At 70.9% G+C, this 23,914-nt stretch carries 23 protein-coding genes; 12 read left to right on the top strand and 11 right to left on the bottom strand.

What is annotated here, in order from left to right; translation table 11 throughout:
• Positions 1 to 153: 153 nt before the first annotated feature.
• Positions 154 to 1,623 carry an endonuclease domain-containing protein gene (locus tag ACZ7OY_RS30685; protein ID WP_471914425.1) on the bottom strand — a complete coding sequence of 490 codons (1,470 nt, stop codon included), beginning with the start codon at positions 1,621 to 1,623 and terminating at the stop codon, positions 154 to 156.
• 254 nt (positions 1,624 to 1,877) lie between these two features.
• Here ACZ7OY_RS30685 and ACZ7OY_RS30680 point away from each other — a divergent pair, with 254 nt between their 5' ends.
• From ACZ7OY_RS30680 to ACZ7OY_RS30670, 3 genes are read left to right on the top strand one after another with little or no spacing between them, the layout of a single operon-like run.
• The gene (locus tag ACZ7OY_RS30680; protein ID WP_471914424.1) at positions 1,878 to 3,677 is read left to right on the top strand and encodes an FAD-dependent oxidoreductase; all 1,800 of its coding nucleotides are present in this window, start codon (positions 1,878 to 1,880) and stop codon (positions 3,675 to 3,677) included.
• Positions 3,677 to 4,732, top strand: a complete 1,056-nt coding sequence (locus tag ACZ7OY_RS30675) for a maleylacetate reductase (RefSeq protein ID WP_471914423.1) — start codon at positions 3,677 to 3,679, stop codon at positions 4,730 to 4,732. The genes ACZ7OY_RS30680 and ACZ7OY_RS30675 overlap by 1 nt, the downstream gene beginning before the upstream one ends.
• Complete coding sequence (locus ACZ7OY_RS30670) at positions 4,729 to 5,631, top strand: intradiol ring-cleavage dioxygenase (protein WP_471914422.1); 903 nt, start codon at positions 4,729 to 4,731, stop codon at positions 5,629 to 5,631. Before ACZ7OY_RS30675 ends, ACZ7OY_RS30670 begins: the two co-directional genes overlap by 4 nt.
• Positions 5,632 to 5,670: 39 nt before the next feature.
• Here the strand turns inward: ACZ7OY_RS30670 and ACZ7OY_RS30665 are convergent, their stop codons facing one another.
• Together ACZ7OY_RS30665 and ACZ7OY_RS30660 are read right to left on the bottom strand one after the other, a co-directional pair.
• On the bottom strand, positions 5,671 to 6,600 hold the full coding sequence (locus tag ACZ7OY_RS30665; RefSeq protein WP_471914421.1) for a helix-turn-helix domain-containing protein: 930 nt from the start codon (positions 6,598 to 6,600) through the stop codon (positions 5,671 to 5,673).
• 331 nt (positions 6,601 to 6,931) lie between these two features.
• Positions 6,932 to 7,549 carry a YceI family protein gene (locus ACZ7OY_RS30660; RefSeq protein WP_471914420.1) on the bottom strand — a complete coding sequence of 206 codons (618 nt, stop codon included), beginning with the start codon at positions 7,547 to 7,549 and terminating at the stop codon, positions 6,932 to 6,934.
• Positions 7,550 to 7,766: 217 nt separating this feature from the next.
• Here ACZ7OY_RS30660 and ACZ7OY_RS30655 point away from each other — a divergent pair, with 217 nt between their 5' ends.
• Positions 7,767 to 8,528 (top strand): pirin family protein, encoded by a 762-nt coding sequence (locus ACZ7OY_RS30655; protein ID WP_471914419.1) that lies wholly within the window; start codon positions 7,767 to 7,769, stop codon positions 8,526 to 8,528.
• Positions 8,529 to 8,663: 135 nt separating this feature from the next.
• Here ACZ7OY_RS30655 and ACZ7OY_RS30650 read toward each other — a convergent pair whose 3' ends face one another.
• On the bottom strand, positions 8,664 to 9,542 hold the full coding sequence (locus ACZ7OY_RS30650) for an SCO6745 family protein (protein ID WP_471914418.1): 879 nt from the start codon (positions 9,540 to 9,542) through the stop codon (positions 8,664 to 8,666).
• Positions 9,543 to 9,666: 124 nt separating this feature from the next.
• On the opposite strand from ACZ7OY_RS30650, the gene ACZ7OY_RS30645 reads away from it, so the two are divergent.
• The 4 genes from ACZ7OY_RS30645 (at position 9,667) to ACZ7OY_RS30630 (ending at position 14,828) form a co-directional block, all read left to right on the top strand.
• On the top strand, positions 9,667 to 10,248 hold the full coding sequence (locus ACZ7OY_RS30645) for a TetR/AcrR family transcriptional regulator (protein ID WP_471914417.1): 582 nt from the start codon (positions 9,667 to 9,669) through the stop codon (positions 10,246 to 10,248).
• Between the two features lie 90 nt (positions 10,249 to 10,338).
• Complete coding sequence (locus tag ACZ7OY_RS30640; RefSeq protein ID WP_471914416.1) at positions 10,339 to 11,151, top strand: MerR family transcriptional regulator; 813 nt, start codon at positions 10,339 to 10,341, stop codon at positions 11,149 to 11,151.
• A gap of 259 nt (positions 11,152 to 11,410) precedes the next feature.
• Positions 11,411 to 12,805 (top strand): hypothetical protein, encoded by a 1,395-nt coding sequence (locus ACZ7OY_RS30635; protein WP_471914415.1) that lies wholly within the window; start codon positions 11,411 to 11,413, stop codon positions 12,803 to 12,805.
• 277 nt (positions 12,806 to 13,082) lie between these two features.
• On the top strand, positions 13,083 to 14,828 hold the full coding sequence (locus tag ACZ7OY_RS30630; RefSeq protein WP_471914414.1) for a D-glucuronyl C5-epimerase family protein: 1,746 nt from the start codon (positions 13,083 to 13,085) through the stop codon (positions 14,826 to 14,828).
• Between the two features lie 145 nt (positions 14,829 to 14,973).
• Here ACZ7OY_RS30630 and ACZ7OY_RS30625 read toward each other — a convergent pair whose 3' ends face one another.
• The 6 genes from ACZ7OY_RS30625 to ACZ7OY_RS30600 form a co-directional block, all read right to left on the bottom strand.
• Positions 14,974 to 15,393: an SRPBCC family protein gene (locus ACZ7OY_RS30625; protein WP_471914413.1), complete on the bottom strand. Its 420-nt coding sequence runs from the start codon at positions 15,391 to 15,393 to the stop codon at positions 14,974 to 14,976.
• Between the two features lie 35 nt (positions 15,394 to 15,428).
• Positions 15,429 to 16,439, bottom strand: a complete 1,011-nt coding sequence (locus ACZ7OY_RS30620) for an aldo/keto reductase (RefSeq protein WP_471914412.1) — start codon at positions 16,437 to 16,439, stop codon at positions 15,429 to 15,431.
• A gap of 287 nt (positions 16,440 to 16,726) precedes the next feature.
• Positions 16,727 to 17,557 carry an aldo/keto reductase gene (locus tag ACZ7OY_RS30615; RefSeq protein ID WP_471914411.1) on the bottom strand — a complete coding sequence of 277 codons (831 nt, stop codon included), beginning with the start codon at positions 17,555 to 17,557 and terminating at the stop codon, positions 16,727 to 16,729.
• A 17-nt stretch (positions 17,558 to 17,574) separates the two neighbouring features.
• Complete coding sequence (locus ACZ7OY_RS30610; RefSeq protein ID WP_471914410.1) at positions 17,575 to 17,922, bottom strand: nuclear transport factor 2 family protein; 348 nt, start codon at positions 17,920 to 17,922, stop codon at positions 17,575 to 17,577.
• The gene (locus ACZ7OY_RS30605; RefSeq protein WP_471914409.1) at positions 17,919 to 18,350 is read right to left on the bottom strand and encodes a GlcG/HbpS family heme-binding protein; all 432 of its coding nucleotides are present in this window, start codon (positions 18,348 to 18,350) and stop codon (positions 17,919 to 17,921) included. Before ACZ7OY_RS30605 ends, ACZ7OY_RS30610 begins: the two co-directional genes overlap by 4 nt.
• Before the next feature lie 82 nt (positions 18,351 to 18,432).
• Entirely contained in the window at positions 18,433 to 19,635 is a 1,203-nt protein-coding gene (locus ACZ7OY_RS30600; protein ID WP_471914408.1) for an MFS transporter, read from the bottom strand.
• A gap of 279 nt (positions 19,636 to 19,914) precedes the next feature.
• Between ACZ7OY_RS30600 and ACZ7OY_RS30595 the strand changes: the two genes are divergently transcribed.
• The 4 genes from ACZ7OY_RS30595 to ACZ7OY_RS30580 all read left to right on the top strand — a co-directional run bounded on the left by ACZ7OY_RS30595 (position 19,915) and on the right by ACZ7OY_RS30580 (position 23,090).
• Positions 19,915 to 20,382, top strand: coding sequence for a MarR family winged helix-turn-helix transcriptional regulator (locus tag ACZ7OY_RS30595; protein WP_471914407.1), 468 nt, complete (start codon positions 19,915 to 19,917; stop codon positions 20,380 to 20,382).
• 254 nt (positions 20,383 to 20,636) lie between these two features.
• Positions 20,637 to 21,638 carry an ArsR/SmtB family transcription factor gene (locus ACZ7OY_RS30590; protein ID WP_471914406.1) on the top strand — a complete coding sequence of 334 codons (1,002 nt, stop codon included), beginning with the start codon at positions 20,637 to 20,639 and terminating at the stop codon, positions 21,636 to 21,638.
• 143 nt (positions 21,639 to 21,781) lie between these two features.
• Positions 21,782 to 22,171 carry a hypothetical protein gene (locus tag ACZ7OY_RS30585; RefSeq protein WP_471914405.1) on the top strand — a complete coding sequence of 130 codons (390 nt, stop codon included), beginning with the start codon at positions 21,782 to 21,784 and terminating at the stop codon, positions 22,169 to 22,171.
• 154 nt (positions 22,172 to 22,325) lie between these two features.
• The gene (locus tag ACZ7OY_RS30580; protein WP_471914404.1) at positions 22,326 to 23,090 is read left to right on the top strand and encodes an MBL fold metallo-hydrolase; all 765 of its coding nucleotides are present in this window, start codon (positions 22,326 to 22,328) and stop codon (positions 23,088 to 23,090) included.
• Positions 23,091 to 23,116: 26 nt separating this feature from the next.
• On the opposite strand, the gene ACZ7OY_RS30575 is transcribed toward ACZ7OY_RS30580, so the two are convergent.
• A complete protein-coding gene (locus ACZ7OY_RS30575) occupies positions 23,117 to 23,899 on the bottom strand; it encodes an alpha/beta fold hydrolase (protein WP_471914403.1) in 783 nt (260 codons plus the stop codon).
• Positions 23,900 to 23,914 lie beyond the last annotated feature (15 nt).

Genomic DNA, 23,914 nt, shown 5'->3' with positions numbered 1-23,914 from the left:
GGCGGGGCACGGTCGTTCACGGCTGTCGACGTCCTCCCGGGTGAGTACGGCGGGCTCATGCCGCGGCCGGCCGGGCGGCGGCGATCGCCTGGTGGGCATCCGGCTCACCAGGCGATCGCGGCCCGGCTGGTCTCCCGGGATTCCGATGCCCGCTCAGAACAGTGACAGGCCCTCGCCGCTGGTGTCCTCGACGACCGGCCGGGACTGGGCGGGCAGGTCGTCCAGGCGGTCGGGGCCGGCCGCGGCGGCCACGGCCGGGGCGGTCTCGGCCAGCCAGCGACGAAACCGTTCGACGGCTTCGCGGTAGGGGACTTGGGCCAGGACGCGGTGCTCGCCCGAGGGGCAGAAGTCGACAGTGACCGTGAGCAGGCAGGAGCGGGGCGCGTTCTGACTGCCCGTCCAGGACACGCGCAGGACCCCGCAGGGCTTGCGCCCGCGGGATGCGGGGTGGGTGGGGCGCAACGACCGGCAGGCCGTGTGGGCGGTCCAGGCGGCGAGGTGGGGCAGGGGCAGGGTGGTACGGGCGCGGCAGCCGGGGCAGCGGTGCCAGTGGCGGAGCCAGGCGACGGCGTCGGTGCCGAAGAGGCGTGTGTAGCGGTTCGCCACCCGGATGTCGTTGCTGTAGAGGTGGTCGGGGCGTTCCTGGGTGTTGCAGGACTGGCAGAGGGGGGCGCGGACGTAGCCGTGTTCGTGGCAGTGGTCGAGGACTGCGGCGGACGCGGTGTGGCAGACGGCGCAGGTCCACCCGGCCACCTGGCGGGAGGTGCCGGGTTGCCTGCTGAGCACCGAGTACAGCCGGCCTTCCAGCTCGCCGTCGTACGGGCGCGGTACGGCGGTGGGGCTCCGGGGGCTCGTCGTCCGCCGGCCGTCGGCGTCCGGGGCGTCCCTGAGCCGGTCCGACGACTCGGCGGCGGCAGCGCCTGCCCGGCGGGTCCGGGCCGGCGGCTCGGCGGCGGCAGCGCCTGCCCGGCGGGATCGTACCGGCGACTCGGTGACGGCCACGTCTGCCGGGCGGGTCCGTACCGGCGGCTCGGCGGCAGCCGCGCCTGCCCGGCGGGTTCGAGCGGCGTGCACCCACTGCGTCTCGGTGTGCTCGGCCGCGTCGAGCAGCCGGACCAGGGCGCGCGGCAGCCACCAGGTCCGCTGGGTCCTGGCGTGGGTCTGCTCCACGAGCATCCGCCGCCAGTCGATCCCGGCCAGATGGTGCGGGCGGCCGGTGTCAGGTCGTGCTGCCCGCTCGGGGCCGTCCGGCTCCTGAAGTTCCCCCGCGATGCGCCGCCGCCAACGCAGCGGCGTCTCCTCGTCGCCCTGCTGCCTCGGCACGCCACGAAACGGACCGACGCGGACGAGATCCTGCCGGTCCACCGCCACCGCGCTCAGTTCCGCGGCCGCCCGGCGCACCTCGGCCTCCGCAACACTCCACTGCCCGCCGCCCGCCCTCACCGTCGCCACCACCTGGGCGCCGAGCAGGACGTACCCCACGACGGCCCGGGCGGGGAAACGGGTGAAGGCCCCGGAAGCCGTCGGCACAGCGCTGTCGGCCGTCAGACCGACCCAGAGAGCGTCCGCGGCGCCGAGGGTCATCAGGCCGTCCGTGCAACCGGGCGTGACACGCTCTGACATACCGACAGGCTATCGGCCCGCGCGCTCCCCCTCCGATCTTCACCGTGGCGCACCACGGCGCCCCCGCAGCGATGCAGTGATGCAGCGATGCAGGCACGGGCGCGCCGCCCGCCCCCGTGGTGCGGCCGCTTTCGGATTTCCGCCACATGTTGGCAGAGCCGCCAACCTCGGAGCGTTCTGTTCCTCCTGGACCTGTCCGGTTACACACTTGCCTCTCCGACAACGCCGCCGGATCGACGAAAGGCTGCACGACGATGCCTGCATTCAGCGATGGGACACCGGAGACCGGGCTGCCTGCCGGCTCGACCTTGACCACGGACGTCGTGGTCGTGGGTTCGGGTCCCGCAGGAGCCGCGGCCGCACTCATGCTGGCGACGCTCGGCGTCGACACCGTCATGATCACGAAGTACCGGTGGACGGCCAACACGCCCCGCGCCCACATCACCAACCAGCGCACGATGGAGGTCTTCCGCGACCTCGGCATAGAGACGCAGGTGCTCGCCGACGCCACCGACCACTCCCTGGTCGGCGACACCGTGTTCTGCACGAGCATCACCGGCGAGGAGATCGGCCGGATCCGCACCTGGGGCACCCGCCCCGACCGGGAGGGCGACTACCGGCTCGCCTCCCCCTGCCTCACCGTCGACATCCCGCAGACGTACCTGGAGCCGATCCTGGTCCGCAACGCGGCACAGCGAGGCGCCCAGACCCGGTTCTCCACCGAATACCTCTCCCACACCCAGGACGCGGACGGCGTCACGGTGCGCGTACTGGACCGGCTCACCGGGCAGGAGTACGACATCCGCGCCAAGTACCTGATCGGCGCCGACGGCGCCCGCTCCAAGATCGCCGCGGACATCGGACTGCCCTTCGAAGGCGCCATGGACATCGCCGGGTCGATGAACATCACCTTCAAGGCCGACATCGGCCGCCACGTCGCACACCGCCCGTCGGTGCTGTACTGGGTCATCCAGCCCGGCTCGAACGTCGGCGGCATCGGCGCCGGGCTCGTACGCATGGTGCGCCCGTGGAACGAGTGGCTGATCGTGTGGGGCTACGACATCGCCGGTGAACCCCCGGTCGTCGACGAGGCCGCCGCCGTACAGATCGTGCGCAACCTCCTCGGCATCCCCGACCTGGAGGTGGAGATCACCGGCACCAGCCTGTGGGGCAACAACGAGATGTACGCGACCCGGCTGCACCAGGGGCGGGTGTTCTGCGCCGGCGACGCCGTCCACCGCCACCCGCCGAGCAACGGCCTGGGCTCCAACACCTCCATCCAGGACTCCTACAACCTCGCGTGGAAGATCGCCGCCGTCCTCAAGGGGCACGCGGGTCCCTCGCTCCTGGACACCTACAGCGCCGAACGCGCACCGGTCGCGGAGCGGATCGTCAAGCGGGCCAACAAGTCCAGCCGTGAGTTCGTCGACCTCTTCGCGGCGCTCGGCGTGCTCGACGCGAAGACCGAGGCCGAGATGGCGGCCGCGATCGAGGAGCGCAAGGCCAACACCCCGGCCGGGACCGCCAAGAGGGCCGCGCTGGTGCGCGCGATGGAGCTGAAGAACTACGAGTTCAACGCGCACGGCGTCGAACTCGGACAGCACTACACCTCCGCTGCCGTCGTCTCCGACGGCAGCGAGCTGCCCGCCCCGGCCCGCGATGCCGACCTCTACTACGAGATGTCCACCGTCCCCGGCGCACACCTGCCGCACGCCTGGGTCGGCGACAGCACGCACCGGCACGCCCTGATGGACCTCGCGCCCTACGATCGCTGGACGCTGCTGACCGGCATCGCGGGCACGGCATGGGAAGAGGCCGCCGAGAAGGTCGGCAGCGAGCTGGGCATCCCCCTGACCGCCGTCGTGATCGGTCCGGGCCGCGACGTGAGCGACCTCTACTACGACTGGGCCGGACTGCGCGAGACCGACGAGAGCGGGGTGCTGCTGGTACGGCCCGACAAGCACATCGCCTGGCGGGCGACGAGTCTGCCCGACGATCCCGAGACGCAGCTGCGGCGCGCGCTGCTGTCGGTCCTGGGAAGGAAGGAGCACTGATGCGTTTCGTCCACGACATCCTGCCCCAGCGGGTGCGCTTCTCCTCCGGCGCGGCCGCGGAGAGCCTGGCCGCCGAGATCGCTCTGCTCGGCAGCGAGCGGGTGATGGTCATCGCGGCTCCGGAACAGAAGGACCTGGCCGAGCGCATCACCGCAGGCCTGCCGGTCGCGGTCCGCCACGGCGACGTCGCCATGCACGTCCCCGTCGAGATCGCGGAGCGCGCACGCGCCGTAGCCGCATCCCACGAGGCCGACGCCCTGGTCAGCATCGGCGGCGGCTCCACCACGGGGCTCGCCAAGGCTGTCGCGCTGAGCACCGGACTGCCGATCGTCGCCGTCCCCACCACCTACGCCGGCTCCGAGGCGACGCCCGTGTGGGGGCTGACCGAGGGATCCGTCAAGAGCACCGGCACCGACCCCAGGGTCCTTCCGCGCACCATCGTCTACGACGCGGCACTGACCCTCGGCCTGCCCGTGGAGCTGAGTGTCGCCTCCGGTCTGAACGCGCTGGCGCACTGCGTGGACTCGCTGTGGGCCCCGCGGACCGACCCGCTCAACCAGGCCCTGGCACTCGAAGGCGCGCGGGCCCTGCACGCCGGTCTGCCGCAGGTGGTGGCGCGGCCGGACGCACTGGAGGGCAGGGAACAGGCGCTCTACGGCGCCTACCTGGCGGCCGCCGCCTTCGCCTCCGCCGGCTCCGGCCTTCACCACAAGATCTGCCACGTCCTGGGCGGCATGTTCAACCTGCCGCACGCCCAGACGCACGCTGTCGTCCTGCCCCACGTCCTGGCCTTCAACGCCCCCTTCGTCCCCGAGGCCGAACGGCGCCTCGCCGTCGCCCTCGACGCCCCCACCGCCCGCGAGGGACTGACCCGGCTGCGCGGCCGACTGCATGCGCCCCGCTCCTTGCGGGACCTCGGCATGCCGCCGGACGGCATCGCCCAGGCGGCCGAGGCCGTCGTCGGCGCCGCTCCGGCGGGCAATCCGCGGCCCGTCACGCCGCAGGCCGTCACGGCCCTGATCGAGAGCGCCTGGGAAGGAGCCGACCCCCGATGACACACACCCCCGACGCAGCCGCCCCGGTCCCGCAGCAGGACCGCGAAGCCGACGTCGTCCGCCAGGTGCTGGAGTCCTTCGAGCCCTGCACCGATCCAAGGCTGCGGCAGGTCCTGCAGTCCCTGGTGCGCCACCTGCACGCGTTCGTGCGGGAGGTACGGCTGACCGAGGCGGAGTGGAGCGAAGGGATCGACTTCCTCACCCGGGCCGGGCACATCACCGACGAACGGCGTCAGGAGTTCATCCTGCTCTCCGACGTCCTCGGTGTGTCCATGCAGACGGTCGCCGTGAACAACGAGGCGTACGGCAGCGCCACCGAGGCCACCGTCTTCGGACCGTTCTTCGTCGACAACAGCCCCGAGATCGCCCAGGGCGGCGACCTCTCCTTCGGTGCCGCCGGAGAGCCGTGCTGGGTCGAGGGCACCGTCACGGACGCCGACGGAAAGCCGGTGAGCGGGGCACGCATCGAGGTGTGGGAGGCCGACGAGGACGGCTTCTACGACACGCAGTACGGCGACGACCGGCTCGCGGCCCGCGCCCACCTGTTCACCGATGCCGAGGGCGGTTACCGCTTCTGGGCGCTGACCCCGACGCCGTATCCGATCCCCCACGACGGTCCTGTCGGGGCGCTGCTAGCGGCCACGGGCCGCTCACCGATGCGGGCGTCGCACCTGCACTTCATGGTCGCTGCACCCGGTCTGCGCACTCTGGTGACCCACATCTTCGTCCGCGGTGACGAACTGCTGGACCGCGACTCCGTTTTCGGGGTGAAGGAATCCCTCGTCAAGGATTTCGACACGCAGCCGCCCGGCACACCGACCCCCGACGGACGCGATCTGCCGGACCGGTCCTGGTCCCGGGTGCGCTTCGACATCGTGCTGGCACCGGACGGAACCTGAGCAACGACCGCGGCCCCGCCCAGCCGGGCGGGGCCGGGGTCACGCCTGTGTACGAGCCTCGCGCAGGACGTCCGACGCCCGTACGCCGTAGCGTTCCCTGAACCGGTGGGAGAAGTGGGTGACCGAGCCGAAGCCGCAGCGGACCGCGGTCTCGGCGACCGTCGTCCCCTCTCCCCCGGCCAGCAGAGCGTGGGCCAGTTCGAGCCGACGGCCCAGCAGGTGCCGGGGCACGCTCGAACCGCTCGCGGAGAACACCCGCGACAGATGCCGCTCGCTGATGCCCACACCACGGGCGATGCTCCGCGCGGACAGGCCGGACTCCCCCAGATGCCGGTCGATGTACACCTTGGCGACCGCCAGGTGGACCGAGGCGAGCGCGGGCAAGCGGCCGGTCACGAGGTTGCCGAGCAGTTCGAGCATGGTGTCCTCGTCGACGGCGCCGCCGCCCCCGGGGCGCACGGCCTGGCCGGCCAGCCGTGCGAACGTCTTCGCCTGGACGGAACCGTCGTTCACGTCGAGGACGAGGGGCCGGTCCAGCGTCGCCGGTCCCCCTATGTCCTGCCACACCGAACGGGGGATCTTGATTGCCAGCTCCTGCAGGCCCCTGGAGAACCCCCGGACGAAGGGCCGGTCGGCGTCACAGACGATCAGCTGCCCCGCGCGGAGCAGTTGAACCCCGTCGTCGTGGTAGAAAAAGGCCTCGTCCGCCAGGTTCAGATAGCAGGCCATCGCCTCGGACGGCATGCGCCGGATCACCGCCGAAGGGCGCTCCACGATGTGCGGGCTCCCGACGACCCGCGCGACATGGATCCGGGGCAGCTGGAGATTGATCTCCGTGGCGTCCAGCGGCACCTCCCCCAGGGAGCGGCACCGCAGACCGATCAGCGCTGCTGCGTTGTGTCTCTCCCACAGAGCGACACGCTGGGCCTCGGGAAGGTTCAGCGTGCTGAAGCTCACCGGTTCTGCCATGCTCCCGGCCCTCATGTCCTCAGAAGACTGATTCTGGCGCCCGGTCCACGGCACGCGCTCCTGACGGACTCCTCACCACCGGTGGCGGGGACGGCGCCCTGGAGCGACCTGTCGGCGTCACGACCGCGTCGCTATTTCACACTTCAACCATATTGGCGTGCGGCTGCGCGGACAAGCCGCGCAGACCCGTGATCCGATCCACCCCTGGCGAGTCCGCGAGCCCCGCGTCACGGCTGCTGTGCACCCTGCCCCCGCCCCCACTCCCGGCTCAGGCGGGAGTGGGGCTCCGCGGCCGCCCGACGACACAGGGCGGGCCGTGACGCACTACGCGTCAGGCGTTCTTGATCGCCGAAATGTCGAAGTGCAGCTTGATCTTGTCCGAGACCAGCACGCCACCGGTCTCCAGAGCGGCGTTCCAGGTCAGGCCCCACTCGGAGCGGAGGATCTCGGCCTTGCCTTCAAAACCGACGCGCTCGTTGCCGAACGGGTCCTTCGCGGCGCCGCTGAACTCCAGGTCGATGGCCAGCGGCTTGGTCACGCCGAGGATCGTCAGGTCGCCGGTGATCCTGAAGCCGTCCCCGCCCAGCGCCTGCGCCCGGGTGGAGCGGAAGGTCATCACGGGGAACTCGTCGGCCTTGAAGAAGTCCGCGCTCTTGAGGTGGCCGTCGCGGTCCGCGGAGCCCGTGTCGATGCTGTCCATCTTGGCGTCGATGGACGCCGTCGAGGCGGCAGGGTCACGGCCGTCCAGCTGCAGGCTGCCGGTGAAGTCGTTGAACTTGCCCTTGACGTTGGTGACCATGGCGTGCCGGGCGACGAAACCGAGCGTGGAGTGCGCGGGGTCGATGGTGTACTCACCCGTCACGGCGGCGAGGTGGGGGTTCGCGGCGGCGGTCGCCTGCGACGCGGTGGCGGTCTGGACGGCGCTGTTCTTACGTCCGAAGAGGCCCATGATCTGTCTGCTCCCAAAGGGGTCGCCCGGGCCACACAGCCCAGTTCGTTTAACGTTCAACCACGCTAACACCATCGGGCGCAGACCCATTCCCGTGACGGCCGACACCCTCCGCCCGCCGACAAGGGGCGGGAATAACCGGAGGCGCCATGTTGTATAACTTTCAACTATAAGCCGAGAGCAGCCCCCCGGCCGCACGAACAGCAAGGACATCCCCATGGCCTCCCTCCTCGACATCCGACGTGCCGACGAGCGCTTCCACACGCGTGCCGGCTGGCTCGACTCCCGGCACTCCTTCTCGTTCTCCCGCCACTGGGATCCCAAGAACACCCACTTCGGACTGCTGCTGGTCTCCAACGACGACGTCGTCGCGCCGGGCACCGGCTTCGACACCCACCCCCACCGGGACATGGAGATCATCACCTGGGTCCTCGACGGCGGCCTCGTCCACCAGGACTCCGAAGGCCACAACGGGGTGATCTACCCCGGCCTCGCCCAGCGGATGAGCGCAGGCACCGGCATCCTCCACAGCGAGAAGAACGACTCCTGGACCCTCACCGGGGAGCCGGCCCACCAGGACCCCGTCCACTTCATCCAGATGTGGGTCATCCCCGACGAGGCCGGCATCAAGCCCGGGTACGAGCAGCTCGACGTCAACGACGAACTCGCCCGCGGTGACTGGACCACCCTCGCCTCCGGCATGTCCCAGCACGCCCACCAGCGGGCGATCGGCATCCGTCAGAAGCACGCCGCTCTTCACGTCGCCCGTATCCGCCCCGCCGAGACCCTCCAGATCGCCACCGCTCCCTTCGTCCACCTCTTCGTGGCCCGTGGCAGCGCCGAACTGGAGGGCGCGGGAGCACTGGCCACCGGCGACACGGTCCGGATCAACGGCGCGGAGGGCCAGCGCATCACCGCGGGACCCGACGGCGCCGAGGTCCTGATGTGGGAGATGAACGCCGCCCTCCCCACCAGCTGACGCACCGAAACGCACGCCGGTCCGCACAGCCGCACGCCGGTCCGCACAGCCGCCCTTCCGGACGGCTCACCGGCCGACTGCACACCACACGGCCGTGATCAGGCGCGGGCCCGCCTTCCTCGGCCTACTCCGGATTCACTCGTAGTCGAACTTCAGGCCGATGCCGAGCGTGCTCTGCTGCGGGAGGAGCCCGGTGCCTACGATGTCCAGCACCGGCGGTACGAGCAGTTCGGCCAGCCGGGCCGTTTCTGCGGGCGTGAGCGCGTCCCAAGGTGCGGCCGCGAGCTCGTCGGTGAGCTTCTCGACCGCGGTACGGAGCCGCAGCCCCTCTTCGGTGGCCCGGCCGTCGGCCTGCACCAGGCCGCGGGCGGCGAGGCGTTCGCGGGCGGCGTCCCACTCCTCTCCGGTCCACTGCCTGCTGCCGAACACTTCCTGCGGCGCGGCGCCGACGGCGGCGTGCGAGACCAGGGATTCGGCGGGGCCGAGGCCGTGGGCCTGGAGGGCGGCGATGTGGCCGTCGCCGCGGTGCTCGCGCAGGAGGGTGGCGGCCTGCCAGAGCACCATGTGCGGCTCGTCGGGCCAGGGCAGCGCGGAGTTGGCGGCGGCCAGGGCGCGGCCCGCGGTGTCCGCGGCCTCGGCGGTGCGGCGAGCCAGGTCCGCGGCCTCGCGCAGCTCCGGTGAGCCGATCCGGTCGCCGAGGATCCTGCGCAGGGCGCGGTCCACTCCCGCGCTGCGGGCCGCCAGGACCCGCTCGGGTGCTGCGGTGCGCCAGGCCTCTGCGGTGTAACGCTGCACCATCTGCCGCCTGAAGCTGTAGAAGAGGGCGTTGACCAGCTGAGGGCCGGCCGGGCCGAGCGGCGCGGCGCGGTAGGCGAAGTAGCTCGGCCAGCGCTCGTCGGTGGCGTAGCCGAGAGCCGCGGCCTCCTCGAAGGCCTCCCGCGCGTAGTAGAGCGTGGCGTGCACCGGCTCCAGTAACTGCCACATCTGCCGGACCGTGCTCAGGCTGTGCTGCATGTCGCTTCCTTCGCTGTCGCTGTCGCGCATCCAACAGGAACTTGACGCTGCCTAGATTGCTCCGCGCCAGCCATCTTGTCAATGACTACTTGTCAGTGACTAGATATGGGCTAGCCTGGAGCGCATGACCGCAACACGCACCTATCACCACGGAGATCTGCGCCGAGCCGTCCTCTCCGCCGCGCTCGAGGTCATCGCGAGCGACGGCATCGGCGCGATCAGCCTCCGTGACCTCGCCCGCCGCGCCGAGGTCTCGCACGCCGCGCCCGCCCACCATTTCAAGGACAGGGCCGGGCTGCTGACCGCGATCGCCACGGAGGGTTTCGAGCTGCTGGCCGCCGCCCTGGCCACGGTGCCGGCCGGCACCCCGCACCGGCTGCGCGAAATGGGCGTGCGGTACGTGGAGTTCGCCCTGGGCCATCCAGCCCACTTCACGGTGATGTTCCAGCCCCAGCTGCTCCACGGCGACGACCAGGAACTCACCGCCGCCAAGGAACGCGCCTCCCGCGCACTGCGCTCAGGCGTCGAGGACCTCCCGGCCGCCAGACGCGGCCCCGATGTCCAGCGCGCCGCACTGGCCGCCTGGTCGCTGGCCCACGGCTTCGCCACCCTGCGACTCAACGGGAGCCTCCCACAACTGGACGACAACCCCGCCGAGACCTTTCGCGCACTCGTCGGCGACCACCGCGTCACGGACCTCCCGTAGCCGACCGCCCCCTCAGGGGCCGACGCCCACGCCCACCCGGGCAGTGTTCTTGACCCTCACACCGTGTCAGGCAGTCAACTCGGAGACATCATGTTCACCATCGGAGACTTCGCCCGGCACGGCCGCGTCTCGGTCCGGATGCTGCGTCATTACGACGCGACCGGTCTGCTGCGCCCGGCCCACGTCGACCCCGCCACCGGCTACCGCCACTACACGGCCGCCCAACTGGCCCGGCTCAACCGCGTCATCGCGCTCAAGGACCTCGGTTTCACCCTCCAGCAGGTGCTGGTGATCCTGGACGAGAAGGTGAGTACCGAGGAGCTGCGCGCGATGCTCCGGCTGCGGCACGCCGAGCTGCAGGCCGCGATGACCGCTGCGGCGGCCCGGCTGGCCCAGGTCGAGGCGAGGCTCCGCTCGATCGAGAGCGAGGGGCAGATGCCCAGCAACGATGTCGTACTGAAGAGCCTGCCGAGCGTGCGGCTGGCCGAACTGACCGCAGTCGCACCGGACTTCGACACCATCGGTCCGGTCATCCAACCGCTCTACGACGAGCTGTTCCGGCGTCTGGGGTCGGCGGGCATCGCCCCCTCCGGGCCAGGGATCGCCTACTACGAGGACGCGCCGGACGGCGGCATCCTCATCCACGCGGGCGTCGAGGTCTGCGCACCCCTCGGCGAGGACGACGGGCTGCGGATCGTGGACCTGCCTCCCGTCGAACAGGCGGCGACGATCATGCACCGCGGCTCGATGGAGACCGTCCTGCCCACCATCCAGACTCTCGGCCGCTGGATCGACGCCAACGGCTACCGCTGGGCCGGCTACCCGCGGGAGATCAACCTGGAATGCCCCGACAACCACGACGAGTGGGTCACCGAACTCCAGGAACCGGTGCGCAGGGCCTGACGAGAGAAGGCCCGACCAGGCCTGCGCACAGGCAGGATGCGCCGCACCGCCACTTGATCAAGCAGCAGTTGCACGGCCGCGCTGTCACTGCACGCGGTGGACTCAGGAAAGTGAACAACTCCGGCAGCTCGGGCATAACTTGGCGCCAAAAGCTGGCAAATTTTCAGTCACTATTCAGAAACCCCAGGTCATAACACCAGCAATCAGCCCTGCCGGGAACAGCGAAAAGCCTGTCCACTGAGGCGCCAACGAAATGATCATGACTTGCCAGACCTGGGGGTACCCGACGGTGAGATCCACCCTGCGCGGCAGAGTGCTGAACGCGACGCTGACTGCCGCGCTCAGCGCTCTGTCCCTGTCCGGCACGGCGGCGGCCGCCCATGCCGATGCCGCGCCCGCGACCTCGTCATCACGACTGCCGCTCGGCAAGCCGCAGACCTCGACCAAGGCCGGCCCGCCCGGTGCCCCGGCGATCACCGACGCCTCCGGATACGACTGCGGTGACGACGCGAGCCCGGCCTCCTACCAGGTCGGCATCCCGGCCACCTTCACCCTGGTACCCGCCGCCTCCGGCGGCACGACCGCCGGCTACCGCTACCAACTCGACGGCGCGGCACCGATCTCCCTGGCCGCCACCGGGTCCGGCACCACCATCAGCGTCACTCCCACCGAGGGCGCGAGCGTGCTGGATGTCACCGCGGTCTCGGCCGACGGCAGCATCGGCGACACCACGCGCTGCGTCTTCAGCGCCGCCCCCGCGGCCACCGCTCACGACGGCGACCTGACCGGCGACGGCATCCCCGACCTGACCGTAGTGGGCGGCCAGGCGGGTCTGCCCAGCGGGCTGTGGCTGGCTCGCGGCACGGCCGACGGGCAACTCGACACCCACGCCACCGATATCGGCGCGCAGGGCACCGGCGCCGACTCCTCGGGCTCACCTGCCAACTGGGACGGCATCCAGACCATCACCGGACACTTCCACACGGGCGCGGGCTTCAACGACGTCCTGGCCTACGACCCGGCGACCGGCACTGGCACGGTGCTGTACGGCAGCGGCGACGGCTCGCCCCTACTGCCCACCAGCGGCCACGAGGCCAACGTGTCCTCCATGGTCTTCACCGACTACTCCGGGAACAAGGCGACCAGCATCGCCAGCGGCGGCGACCTGTATCACACGCTCAACGGTGAACCCTCCACCGGCTATCCCGACCTGCTCCTGATCGTGGGCGGACAGCTGTGGGACGATGCGGGCAACCCCGTCCCTGGCGCCTTCGTCCCCGTCGACGCCGCGCTGCCGCTGGGCGGCACCAACCCCACCGGCACCGGAGACTGGACCGACTGGAGCATCACCACCAGCCTCATCGACGGGATGCCCGCGCTGTTCGCCCGCAACACCACCACAGGCGCGCTGTACTACTACACCCCGCAACAGCTCCAGGACCTCGCCTACGGCAACCCCGTCTCCCCCCTTCAGATCGCGGACAGCGGATACGACTCCGCGACCCTTCCGGTCCTGCAGGCCGCCGACCTCAACGGCGACGGCACGCCGGACCTGCGCAGCGTCTCCTCCGACGGGTCGAGCACTGCGCGGATCTTCGACGCGGCCACCGGAACGCTCGCCCCGCAGACACCGCAGACCCTGATCACCTCCTAGGGCCTGCCCGCTCGGCGACGGCGGCGAGGGCGGCGCCGCGAGGCCCCGGCCGGGGCCTCGCCGCCGTCTTCAACCGCCCCACGGACCCTCTCCCGCACCGGGGAACGTCCCCCAACACCCCGTTATGTCGCAACTTTCCCATCGCTCGCACCAATTGATGCCCTCCGGGCCCTCACAGAAACGTTCAGGATTCACCTAAGCTCCACACATCGCTGATCAGCGCCCTTTCATCCGTGACTGCTGATCAACACTCTTGAGGTCTTGGGGGGCCAGAGTCATGACGGGAAAGAGGCGTGCCGAAATCGGCCGGAGACGGTTCATCCGGCTGGCCGGCGGCGGCGCCGCGGGGGTGGCGGTCGCGGGCGGCGGGGCCGTCACCGCGATGGCATCGGGAGTCTTCGAGTCACCCGCGCCCGTCGACCCGTTCGCCAACATGCCGCGGTCGATCGCACTGAGCCTGCCGTCCGGCTCGGGCGAGGAGCCCATACCCGTGCCGACGGAGCTGCCGGACCCGCTGGACGGCGGCACCGTCAGCGCGCCGAGCGCGACCACCCGTATGCCGTACGCGGTCGGCACGCCGACCGAGACGGACGTCCCGACCACGCTGCCGTTCGAGTTCCAGAAGGCCGGCTACCAGATCGTCCCCGATCTGCCGGAGGCCATGCGGCCGTGGCGCAACCGGCCCACGCCCTGGGCCAATGTGAACCTCGCGTCGGGCGACTACCACCTGAACGCCGACGGCGTGTACATGAAGTACATGGCCGACGGGACGTCCTACGATCACCCGGTGGGCCAGATCCAGTTCGGTCTCGGCTGCATCGCCAGCTACCGCGTCGAGACCGACCCGGCCCGCAAGGCCGTGTTCCTCGATCGCGCCAGGGCCCAGGCCGACCGGCTCATCGCCAAGCGGGTCGAGACCCGCGGCGCCTGGTACTTCCCGTACCCGTTCGATTTCACCCACGCCGAGCACAGCGGTGTCGTCTACAAGGCGCCCTGGTACTCCGGGATGGCTCAGGGCGAGGCGATCAGCCTGTTCGCCCAGCTCGCCGCTCTGGAGGACGGGCTCGACGCGGAGCAGCGGGCCCTGTACCGCACGGCCGCCGACGGCGCCTTCGCCTCGCTGCTGCGCGCCGACAACGCCAGCCCGTGGGTGGTGAACAAGGACAGGGCGGGATACCTCTGGATCCAGGAGTACCCGTTCAAGGCGGCCGGGACCGGCGACTACACGTACAACGGCATGATCTTCGCCCTGTTCGGCGTCTGGGACTACCACCAGCTGACCGGGAGCGAGCTAGCCGCCCAGCTGTACGACGGCGCCTGCACGACGATCGCCCGGTACTTCAGCCTGCTGCGCAACCCGCGCTGGTTCTCGTACTACTGCCAGACGCACCGGATTCCGGCGAACACCTATCACCACCACCACATCACGCTCTGGCAGCAGTTGAACTGGCAGACGAACAGCTCGGTCTTCGCCTACCAGCTGGACATGCTCATCGAGGACGTCCCGCCGGGCGTGAAGTCCGGCTCGTTGATCGCCATAGCCGCCGGCACGCACACCTTGTACAAGCCGAACACCAAGCCCGACGGCAGCTGGGACAAGGCCAAGGCGGACAAGATCCTCAGCACCAAGAAGGTCACCTTCGCCCGGGCCACCCAGGCACCGACCGACATGCGTCGGCGCATCCAGGGCGCGGGCGTCTGGTACCGGATCAGTGCCGGGGCGTACAAGGGCTACTGGATCGGGGAGGCGTACCCGAAGGCGTTCCTGCGCGGTGAACACGTCGGCGTCACCTACAAGGTGCCGCGCACGCTCACGGTCGCCGCGAACGCCTCCGCCGAGGCGATCAGCTTCGGCACCAACGGCGTGGCAGGCACGCTCAAGACCCTGAAGTACTCGGCGCCGCGCACCCTCCAGTTCGACCGCAGGGCGGTCGTGAACGGCCGGTCGATGGTGCGGATCACCTCGGCGGAGCTCGCCGGGTACTGGATCCCGGCCAACCAGGTGATCACCGACGGACATTGAGCGGTCCTCGTCGTACGCCACGGAGCCGCCGTCCTCAAGTGCACGTGCGTGACGGTCTGGACGGACCGCGGCCCGGGCACGCCTGTCGCGTGTCCGGGCCGTGCGGTTCGACCGACGTCGCGGCGGTGCGCGGGTCGGCTCCGGGTCAGGCGGACAGTGCCTGGTGGAGGGCTTCGAGGCCGTCGCGGTAGATGCCGGCGAACAGGTCCTCGGCCTCGGCGTCGGTGATGCCGTCGGGGGTGAAGCGGCCGGACCACTGGACCTCGGCGACGTCGTCCCGGCCGGCGACCGGGTGGACGCGAAGGGTGGAGAGGTATCCCGTGACCGGGAACGGAGCCTCCAGGATGGCGTAGCTGTAGTGACGCCCGGCCTCGTCGAAGGCGACCAGACGCTCGACGATGACATCGCCGTCCGGGTTGGTCAGGCGGCGCACCCTGCCGCCTTCGAGCGCGGTGCTCTCCGGGATGTAGGGGAGCCAGTCGGGTAGGGCGTCGAAACCGCCGATGAGGTCCCAGACCCGCTGAGGGGAGGCGGGGACGACGCGTGAGACGGAGGTGGAGGCCATGGTCTTCTTCCTGGGGACGGAGCGCGGGGCGGGGGTCAGGCGTTGTTCGGGAGCGGGGCGGCCGGGCTGACCAGGCCTGCGGCGCGCAGTTCGGTCCAGAACGCGGCCGGGACGGTCTCGTTCAGGGCCGCGGTGTCCTCGGCGATGCGGCTGGGGCGGGTGGCGCCCGGGATGACTGCCGCGGCCGCAGGGTGGGCGAGGGAGAACTGCAGGGCGGCGGCCTTGATGCTCACGCCGTGCTTGTCGGCCAGGGCCTTCAGCGCGCCGACCCGCTCGACGATCTCGGCCGGGGCCTGCTGGTACTCGAAGTGGGTGCCGCCGGCGAGGATGCCGGAGCTGTAGGGGCCGCCGACGACCATGTCGACGCCCTGCTCCTGGGCCATGGGCAGCAGGCGCTGGAGGGCGTGGTCGTGGTCGAGGAGGGTGTAGCGGCCGGCGAGGAGGAAGCCGTCGGGGCGGGGCTCGTCGAGGGCGAGGGTCAGCTCGATGGGCTCGGTGCGGTTGACGCCGAGGCCCCAGGCCTTGATGACGCCCTCGTCGCGCAGCCGGCTCAGGACGCGGAAGGCGCCGGTGCGGGCTTCCTCGAACTTCTGGAGCCACAGGTCGCCGTGGAAGTCCTGGGCGATGTCGTGGACCCAGACGATGTCGAGGCGGTCGGTGCCGAGGCGTCGGAGGCTGTCCTCGATGGAGCGCTCGGTGGCCTCGGCGGTCCATTCGTGGACGATCTTGTTCGGGTTGCCGTGCTCGAACAGGCCGCCCTTCTCGCCGAGGTCGCGGGTGGCGCTTTCGTGCTCATCGAGGATGACGCGGCCGACCTTGGTGGACAGGACGTAGGAGTCGCGGGGCTCGGCCGACAGGACCTCGCCGAGGCGGGTCTCGGCGAGGCCGGCGCCGTAGAAGGGGGCGGTGTCGTAGAAGCGGATGCCGTGGTCCCAGGCCGCTTCGACGGTGGCGCGGGCCTCGTCGTCGGGGATCGCGCGGAACATGTTGCCGAGCGGGGCGGTGCCGAAGCCGAGACGGCCGGGAAGGATCTTCTTGAGCGACATGACGGTGCCTTTGCTTGTGTGGGGGTGGTGCGGTGCAGGACGGGGGCGAGCTCCCATTTACATGCACACGCGCCTTACATGTGAAAACAATACTTGCATTCGCGGGCTATTGCAAACGATGGGTGTTCGTCGGGCGTGTCCGCGCCTTCGGCGTGGGGCACTGTGCAGCACTTCACGGCGCGGAACTCGTGCAGCACTTCGCGATGAAGCAGACGGACGCAGAGCGGGGCTCCGCTCCGGGGCGTCTGCCCGGAGCGGAGCCCCGCAGGGAGGGACGACAGGTCGGCTCAGTTGAGCTCGTCGGGGTGCGGGCCGGTGCGCAGACCGCGGTCGAGCGCGGCCACGGCACGCATCTCCTCGTCCGTGAGGGCGAAGTCGAGGACGTCGAAGTTCTCGCGGATCCGGGCCGGGGTCACCGACTTGGGGATGACGATGTTGCCGAGCTGGAGGTGCCAGCGCAGGACGACCTGGGCGGGGGACTTGCCGTGGCGGGCGGCCAGGTCGCCGACGGTGCGGTCGTCGAGGACGGCGCCCTGGGCCAGCGGGCTCCACGCCTCGGTCGCGATTCCGTGCTCGGCGTGGAAGGCGCGCAGCTCGGCCTGCTGCAGGCCGGGGTGCAGCTCGATCTGGTTGACGGCCGGGATCAGCGTGGAGTCGCCCACCAGCCGCAGCAGATGGCCGGGCTGGAAGTTCGAGACGCCGGCCGCGCGGATCCGCCCCTCCCTGGCGAGCCGTTCGAGGGCACGCCAGGAGTCCCGGTACAGGTCGCGGGCGGGTGCCGGCCAGTGGATCAGGTACAGGTCCACGTGGTCGAGACCGAGCTTGGCGAGGCTCGCGTCGAAGGCGCGCAGGGTGGCGTCGTACCCCTGGTCGGCGTTCCACAGCTTCGTGGTGACGAACAGCTCGTCGCGGGGCAGCCCCGAGGCGGCCAGCGCGCGGCCGACACCGGCTTCGTTGCCGTAGATGGCTGCGGTGTCGATGCTGCGGTAGCCGGTTTCGAGGGCGGCGGTGACGGCGGCGGCGGTCGCGTCGTCGGGGACCTGGAAGACGCCGAAGCCGAGCTGGGGGATCTCGACGCCGTTGTTCAGGGTCACGCTGGGGACGGTGGCGGGTGACATGGTGTGCGGTTCTTCCTTCACGGGTTGCGCGGGGTGAGGGTGTAGCGGACGGTCTGGGCGCTGATGAGGCCGTCGCGGAAGACGAAGGTGTCGACGCCGTCGGCGACCTGGTGGGTGGCGCCGGTCGCGGACCACTCGAGGAACAGGACGTTCGCGGCGAAGCGGGGGGTCAGCTGCCACTCGGCGTCGGGAAGGTCGGCCAGCAGCCGGCCGATGCCCTCCTGGACGCCCCGGCGGCCGGTCAGCACGCCGTCGGGCGTCACGAAGACCGCGTCCTCGGTGTAATTGCGGCTGATCAGGTCGAGGTCGCCGGTGCCGAGGCGGGTGCCGTGGTCGGCGAAGACCTCCTGCGGGGTGCGGGTCATCGGCCGAGCTCCTCGAGTGCGGCGGTGGCGAAGGCGTGGTCCTGCTCGGGCGCGCCGCCGCCCACGCCCACGGCGCCGACGAGCCGGCCGTCGCGGTGGACGGGGATGCCGCCGGCGATGAACAGCAGCGGCCGGTCGAGCGCGGTCGGCAGCGAGTGGAAGGGTCCGTCGGGCTTGACCAGCTCGACCAGGTCGGCGGTCGGGGCGTCGAGCTGCAGCGCCGTGTACGCCTTGCGGGTGCTGGTCTCGCCGGAGATCAGGACCGCCCGGTCGTCGCGGCGGAAGGCGAGCAGGTGACCGCCGGCGTCCAGGACGGTGACGCTGACGGCGACCCCTGCCGCCTCGGCGGCCCGGCGGGCGGCGTTGATCAGGATCTCGGCGTCGGCGGTCGTCAGCGGGGTGACGGTGACGGGGGCGGTGGTGCTCATGGCGCTTCTCCTTGGTGATGTGCGGCGCTGGAAGGGAGGGAAGTCAGCGAGGTCACTGGTGTACGGGGGTACGCCAGTGAGGTCACTGGTGTACGGGGGTACGGGCCGGAACGTCGCCGGCGGCGGCCGGTCCGGCCGCGGGGGCACGGCGCTCCAGCGCCGCGGACCACAGGGCCAGGCCCAGCGCGGCGGCGGCGAGGACGGCGCCGACCCAGTTCGGGGACGTGTAGCCGAAGCCTGCGGAGATCACGAGTCCACCGAGCCATGCGGCCAGCGCGTTGCCCAGGTTGAAGGCGCCGATGTTGACGGCGGAGGCCAGCGTGGGGGCGCCGTGCGCCTGGTCGAGCACCCGCTTCTGCAGCGGCGGCACGGTGGCGAAGCCGAGCGCGCCGACGAGCAGGACGGCGAGCGCGGCGAGGATCTTGTCGTGCGCGAATACCGTGAACAGCGCCAGCACGACCGCGAGGCTGCCGAGCGCGACGTACAGCATCGGCATCAGGGCCCGGTCGGCGAACCGGCCGCCCAGCAGGTTGCCGAGGAACATGCCGATGCCGAACAGGACCAGGAGCCAGGTGACGGAGCCGTCGGAGTAGCCGGCGACATGGGTCATCATCGGCGCGATGTAGGTGATCGCGGCGAAGACGCCGCCGAAGCCGAGCACGGTCATCGCCATGGCGAGCAGTACCTGCGGGTTGCGGAACGCGGTGAGTTCCCGACGCAGATGGGCGCCCTCGGGACGGGGTGTCGCCGGTACGAGCTTGAGGATGCCGAGCAGTCCGATCACGCCGAGCGCGGCGACGATCGCGAAGGTGGTGCGCCAGCCGACCGCCTGCCCGACGAAGGTGCCCAGCGGCACGCCCACGATGTTGGCGATCGTCAGGCCGGTGAACATGGTGGCGATGGCGCCGGCCTTCTTGTCCGGGGCGACGAGGTCGGCGGCGACGACGGACCCGAGGCCGAAGAAGGAGCCGTGGGCGAGCGAGGTGATCACGCGGCCGGTCAGCATCATCCCGAAGCTGGGGGCGAGTGCGGACAGTATGTTGCCGAGCACGAACAGGCCCATCAGCAGCATGAGCATCCGCTTGCGGCTCACCTTGTTGCCGAGCACTGTCAGCAGCGGCGCGCCGACGACGACGCCGAGGGCGTAGCCGGTGACCAGCAGGCCCGCCGTGGGGATGGAGACGCCGTAGGTGGCGGCGATGTCGGGCAGCAGCCCCATGATCACGAATTCGGTGGTGCCGATTCCGAAGGCGCCGATGGCCAGGGCGAGGAGTGCGAGAGGCATGGTCTCGGCCTTCCAGGTGTTGCTTGAGGGAGCTCTTTAGACGCTCAGACAATAGTTGCATACGCGCTATAAGTGCAAGCGCGGCTAACCCTCGTGCGACATGACAGACGTCTCGGAGGGAGCTCGCGGACCGGACCCCGCGCATGAGTGCGGGCGGCGGCACCGACGGGACGGGGGCGCGACCGCCCGGGATACTTGCGTCCGCCACCTATGGGCCCTGGCCGGTAATTTTTTTCGCGCCTATCCTGGACCCTGTCCCCCGGAAGGAGATACGGACCCATGACCGCCACAGACCCCGCCCTCACCGCCCTCGCCAGCGGATGGGGCGCGCTCTCCCTCCTGCACGGCAAGATCGAGACACGTATCGAGCGCGCTCTGCAGTCCGGGCACGAACTCAGCGTCCGCGAGTACTCGCTCCTCGACGTGCTCAGCCGTCAGCACGACGGCGAGGGCGGACACCTCCAGATGAAGCAGGTCGCCGACGCGGTCGTGCTCAGCCAGAGCGCCACCACCCGCCTCGTCTCCCGGCTGGAGGACCGGGGCCTGCTGTCCCGGTATCTGTGCCCGACCGACCGCCGCGGCATCTACACCGACGTCACCGCGTCCGGCCTGGCGCTCCTCGAACGGGCCCGGCCGACCAACGACGCGGCCCTGCGAGAGGCGCTCGACGAGGCGGCGAAGAACCCGGAGCTGGCCCCGCTGGTCGAAGCGGTCGAGGCCGCGGACGCCCCGGCGGCCCGCCCGTAACCGTCGGAACACGGGCGGGCCGACCTCGTTTCACCGCAGGGTGCCCGCAGCGCATCTCCCGGCATAGAGTCTCGGGGACCGGCCGGCCGAGGGCTCCGGAGACCCGGAGATCCGGCACAGGTCCGGCACGGGTCCGGCACGACTCACCCCGGTGCCGCACCTGCTCGTCAGGCGACGGTCACGGGTCGAGTACCGGTCTCGGCGTAGCCGGGTGGGGCTCCGCGCAATGTGGACCGAGGGGGAACCGCGTGGGCGTGCTGCGATTTCATTTCACCGCCGCCGACCTGGGCAGGACCCGTGTCGCAGCCCGTCCGGATCCGTTATGGGAACTGGTGCTGAGCGCGAATCTGCTCGGCAACCGCGAAGGCCGTGCGGTGTTCGACCGTTGGCGTGGCGATGCCCGCGCTCGGATACGGACCCTCCCGCCCTGGCTCGGAGCCATGGTCCGCACCCTCGCGCCCCCGAGGGGTGACTTCCCGGATCTGCTCACCCCGCTCGCCGGCCAGCACGGCATCGAGGCAGGCTTGGACGCGGTCCTGTCGACACCGCGGGACCGTCTGACGCGCGAGCTCACAGCGCTGGGTCCGTTGCCCCGATGGGCGGGTCCGCTCGTCCGGGGCGAGCGTGAGGGGCTGGCCCTGCTCGGCCGAGCCCTGGACGGTTACCACACGCACGTGCTCGGGCCGTACTGGCCGCGCGTCGAGGCTCTGGTGGCCGCCGACCAGGCCCTGCGGGCCCGGGCGTTCATGCGGGGAGGTGTCGCCGCCGTGCTCGACAGCCTCCGGCCGTGCCTGCGCTGGCAGGATCCCGTGCTGGAGGCCGACTATCCGCAGGACCGGGACGTGCATCTCGACGGCCGCGGGCTGCTGCTGATCCCCTCCGCGTTCTGCTGGCGCCTGCCCGTCACCTGGATCGATCCTGACCTGCCCCCTGTCGTGGTCTACCCCGTCCACCGCACCCCCCAGTGGTGGGGCACTCCACAGGAGGGCACCGGCCGCGACGCTCTCGCCGCCCTGCTGGGCACCACCCGGGCAGCCGTGCTGCGGGCGGCGGCCGCCGGTGACTCGTGCGGGGAACTGGCCCGTCGCGCCGGGAAGCCGGTCAGCATCACCAGCTACCACCTGAACGTGCTCTGCGAGGCAGGGCTGGCGACCTCGCTGCCGGACGGCCCGCGCACCTTGTACTCCGCGACCGCGCTGGGACTGCGCCTGCTGGAACACAACGGCGCCCCCCGCGCGCGCTCCGGCACGTACTGACCGGCCAGCCGACCTCCCCTGTGGGCAGGCCTTTCGCATCAGGATTGGACAGTGTTGTGGCCCGCACTCCGCGCCGCGACGCTGGGCGCGTGCAGTTCCCGAGCGCGGAGAGACCGCGTGCCTGCATCAACAGGGGGAAAATCATGAACAGACGAAAGATGATCGCGGTCACCGCGGCGGCCTCCGCCGTTGCCGGGGTGCTGCTGCTCGCCCCCGCGTCACCCGCCTCGGCGGCCACGTCCTGCTACGACAGCGCCAAGACCATCACCGGCACCGACGACAACTGGCACTGGCCCGCAGCTGACCCCAACTACCGCTACACGACGTCGTACTGCAACGACATCAACGTGAAGATCACCACGACGGTGAGGGTGCAGACCTGTTTCGAGCCGTCCAGCGGCGGCTACTACTGCAACAGCATGCGCACCGTCTACGCCAACACCTGGGGACTCGCGGCCACGGACGTGAAGGACGGCACCAAGTTCTGGCTCGTCTTCAACACCTCTCAAGTCCGGGGCCTCGTCGCCTACTGACCCCAGGTGCGCTCGCGACAGCCGAGGATGCCCGGCCGCGCTGCGGAGGCGGCCGGGCACCGCAGGGCCGGACCCGGGTCCAACCGGCGCCGCCGGCGATGAATCCGGCTGCGGAACACGGTCTCAGCACTGCAACCGAGCGCTGGGAGTGGAGATGGGCGAGCTGAAGCAGGTCGCCGACGGCGTCTGGGTCCGGCAGAGCGAGTGGGTCTGGGCCAATTCCGTCGTGGTGCGCGGGGAGGACGGGCTGGTCCTGATCGATCCCGGCATCCACGGCGCCGAGTTGGACGGACTCGCCGATGATGTGGACCGGCTCGGCATCCCGGTGGTCGCCGGGTTCTGCACTCATCCCCACTGGGACCATCTGCTCTGGCATCCCCGGTTCGGCGACGTGCCGCGCTACGCCGCCCCGGCCGCGGCCCGGCGCGCCGGTCAAGTCCGGGAGCGGGCGCGGGCGATGGCGGCGGAGAGCGCGTCCGGCGTCCCTCTCGACCTGGTCGCGCTCGTCACCCCGCTGCCCGTGGACGGCGGACCGGTGCCGGGCGAGATCATCGAGCATCGGGCGCACGCTGTCGGCCACACCGCGGTCCTCCTCGCGGACCGTGGCGTCCTGCTCGCCGGCGACATGCTCTCCGACGTCCTGATCCCGCTCCTCGACGTCCGCGAGGACGATCAGGTGGAGGCCTACGGGAAGGCACTCGACCGGCTCGGTCAGGCCGCCCGGCACGTCGATGTCGTGATCCCCGGCCACGGGGCCGTTGCCGAGGGGCCGGAGGTGGCGGCGCGTCTCGCCGCCGATCAGGCGTACGTCGACGCACTGCGGCGGGCAGCGGAACCGGTCGACTCGCGGCTCGACCAGGACTGGCTCGCCGGCCCCCACCGGTCCAACCTGGAGCAGGCCCGGCTCTCGTCCGGATGAACGACGGACTTCGGCGTCATCGCCTCCTACGCGGCCGCAAGGGCCGCCCGGGCCAGCCAGTTGTCGATCAGCCCTGCCAGGATCCTCGGCTGCTCGTGCGGAAGCGCGTGGCCGGCGCCGTCCAGCACGGCCAGGGTGGCCCGCGGGTACCGGTCGAGCAGGTCCGCGGCCGCCACGTACCCGACGACGGAGTCCTGCCGGCCGGCCACGACGAGTGCCGGACCCTGGTACGCCCGCCCCTCGGTCGCCTCGAGCTCCCATCGCCCGCCGATCCGCTCCATGGCGGCCTCGTCGACCAGCGGGATCGCCGGTGCGACGAACCGCTCAAAGCGGTCGAGCATCGCCGGCGACTGAACCACGAAATAGCGGCGGAACTCCTCGGTGCCCAGATCGTCCGCCGCGACCACCGCGTGATGTGCCGGGATGTCTCGAACCCCGGTGAGCAGTGGACACACGAGGGCCAGCCCGGCGACCCGGTCGGGCCGTCGAGCTGCGATCCCCTGGGCATAGTAGGCGCCGGCCGAGTGGCCGACGACGAGAAGGTCGTCCGCGCCCGCGACCTCGTCGGCGAAGCCGAGCAGCACGTCGAGAACGTCGTCGGCGCTGCGCACAGACGCAGGTGCGGGGGTGCGCCCCATTCCGGGGAGGTCAGGATAGATCCGCCGGTAGCCGTCACGGGCCCCCAGGGCCGGTTCGAAGCAGGCAACGGCCTCGCGGTGGTCGACCCCCGCTCCGTGCAGCACCAGCACCGGCCTGCCTTCGCCGTACTCCACGCAGTGCACCGGCACGTCCCCTACCGCACGCTCCATCGAGCCAACCTATCA

This window comes from Streptomyces sp. NPDC107559 (genome assembly GCF_055657365.1).
Note: the sequence above shows the minus strand (reverse complement) of the source record. Positions and strands in the feature narration are given on the sequence as shown.

What these genes read in the sequence shown, in the direction of transcription:
- ACZ7OY_RS30685 (WP_471914425.1), bottom strand. Translation starts at nt 1,623, where the DNA reads ATGTCAGAGCGTGTCACGCCCGGTTGCACGGACGGCCTGATGACCCTC.
- ACZ7OY_RS30680 (WP_471914424.1), top strand. Translation starts at nt 1,878, where the DNA reads ATGCCTGCATTCAGCGATGGGACACCGGAGACCGGGCTGCCTGCCGGC.
- ACZ7OY_RS30675 (WP_471914423.1), top strand. Translation starts at nt 3,677, where the DNA reads ATGCGTTTCGTCCACGACATCCTGCCCCAGCGGGTGCGCTTCTCCTCC.
- ACZ7OY_RS30670 (WP_471914422.1), top strand. Translation starts at nt 4,729, where the DNA reads ATGACACACACCCCCGACGCAGCCGCCCCGGTCCCGCAGCAGGACCGC.
- ACZ7OY_RS30665 (WP_471914421.1), bottom strand. Translation starts at nt 6,600, where the DNA reads ATGGCAGAACCGGTGAGCTTCAGCACGCTGAACCTTCCCGAGGCCCAG.
- ACZ7OY_RS30660 (WP_471914420.1), bottom strand. Translation starts at nt 7,549, where the DNA reads ATGGGCCTCTTCGGACGTAAGAACAGCGCCGTCCAGACCGCCACCGCG.
- ACZ7OY_RS30655 (WP_471914419.1), top strand. Translation starts at nt 7,767, where the DNA reads ATGGCCTCCCTCCTCGACATCCGACGTGCCGACGAGCGCTTCCACACG.
- ACZ7OY_RS30650 (WP_471914418.1), bottom strand. Translation starts at nt 9,542, where the DNA reads ATGCAGCACAGCCTGAGCACGGTCCGGCAGATGTGGCAGTTACTGGAG.
- ACZ7OY_RS30645 (WP_471914417.1), top strand. Translation starts at nt 9,667, where the DNA reads ATGACCGCAACACGCACCTATCACCACGGAGATCTGCGCCGAGCCGTC.
- ACZ7OY_RS30640 (WP_471914416.1), top strand. Translation starts at nt 10,339, where the DNA reads ATGTTCACCATCGGAGACTTCGCCCGGCACGGCCGCGTCTCGGTCCGG.
- ACZ7OY_RS30635 (WP_471914415.1), top strand. Translation starts at nt 11,411, where the DNA reads ATGACTTGCCAGACCTGGGGGTACCCGACGGTGAGATCCACCCTGCGC.
- ACZ7OY_RS30630 (WP_471914414.1), top strand. Translation starts at nt 13,083, where the DNA reads ATGACGGGAAAGAGGCGTGCCGAAATCGGCCGGAGACGGTTCATCCGG.
- ACZ7OY_RS30625 (WP_471914413.1), bottom strand. Translation starts at nt 15,393, where the DNA reads ATGGCCTCCACCTCCGTCTCACGCGTCGTCCCCGCCTCCCCTCAGCGG.
- ACZ7OY_RS30620 (WP_471914412.1), bottom strand. Translation starts at nt 16,439, where the DNA reads ATGTCGCTCAAGAAGATCCTTCCCGGCCGTCTCGGCTTCGGCACCGCC.
- ACZ7OY_RS30615 (WP_471914411.1), bottom strand. Translation starts at nt 17,557, where the DNA reads ATGTCACCCGCCACCGTCCCCAGCGTGACCCTGAACAACGGCGTCGAG.
- ACZ7OY_RS30610 (WP_471914410.1), bottom strand. Translation starts at nt 17,922, where the DNA reads ATGACCCGCACCCCGCAGGAGGTCTTCGCCGACCACGGCACCCGCCTC.
- ACZ7OY_RS30605 (WP_471914409.1), bottom strand. Translation starts at nt 18,350, where the DNA reads ATGAGCACCACCGCCCCCGTCACCGTCACCCCGCTGACGACCGCCGAC.
- ACZ7OY_RS30600 (WP_471914408.1), bottom strand. Translation starts at nt 19,635, where the DNA reads ATGCCTCTCGCACTCCTCGCCCTGGCCATCGGCGCCTTCGGAATCGGC.
- ACZ7OY_RS30595 (WP_471914407.1), top strand. Translation starts at nt 19,915, where the DNA reads ATGACCGCCACAGACCCCGCCCTCACCGCCCTCGCCAGCGGATGGGGC.
- ACZ7OY_RS30585 (WP_471914405.1), top strand. Translation starts at nt 21,782, where the DNA reads ATGAACAGACGAAAGATGATCGCGGTCACCGCGGCGGCCTCCGCCGTT.
- ACZ7OY_RS30580 (WP_471914404.1), top strand. Translation starts at nt 22,326, where the DNA reads ATGGGCGAGCTGAAGCAGGTCGCCGACGGCGTCTGGGTCCGGCAGAGC.
- ACZ7OY_RS30575 (WP_471914403.1), bottom strand. Translation starts at nt 23,899, where the DNA reads ATGGAGCGTGCGGTAGGGGACGTGCCGGTGCACTGCGTGGAGTACGGC.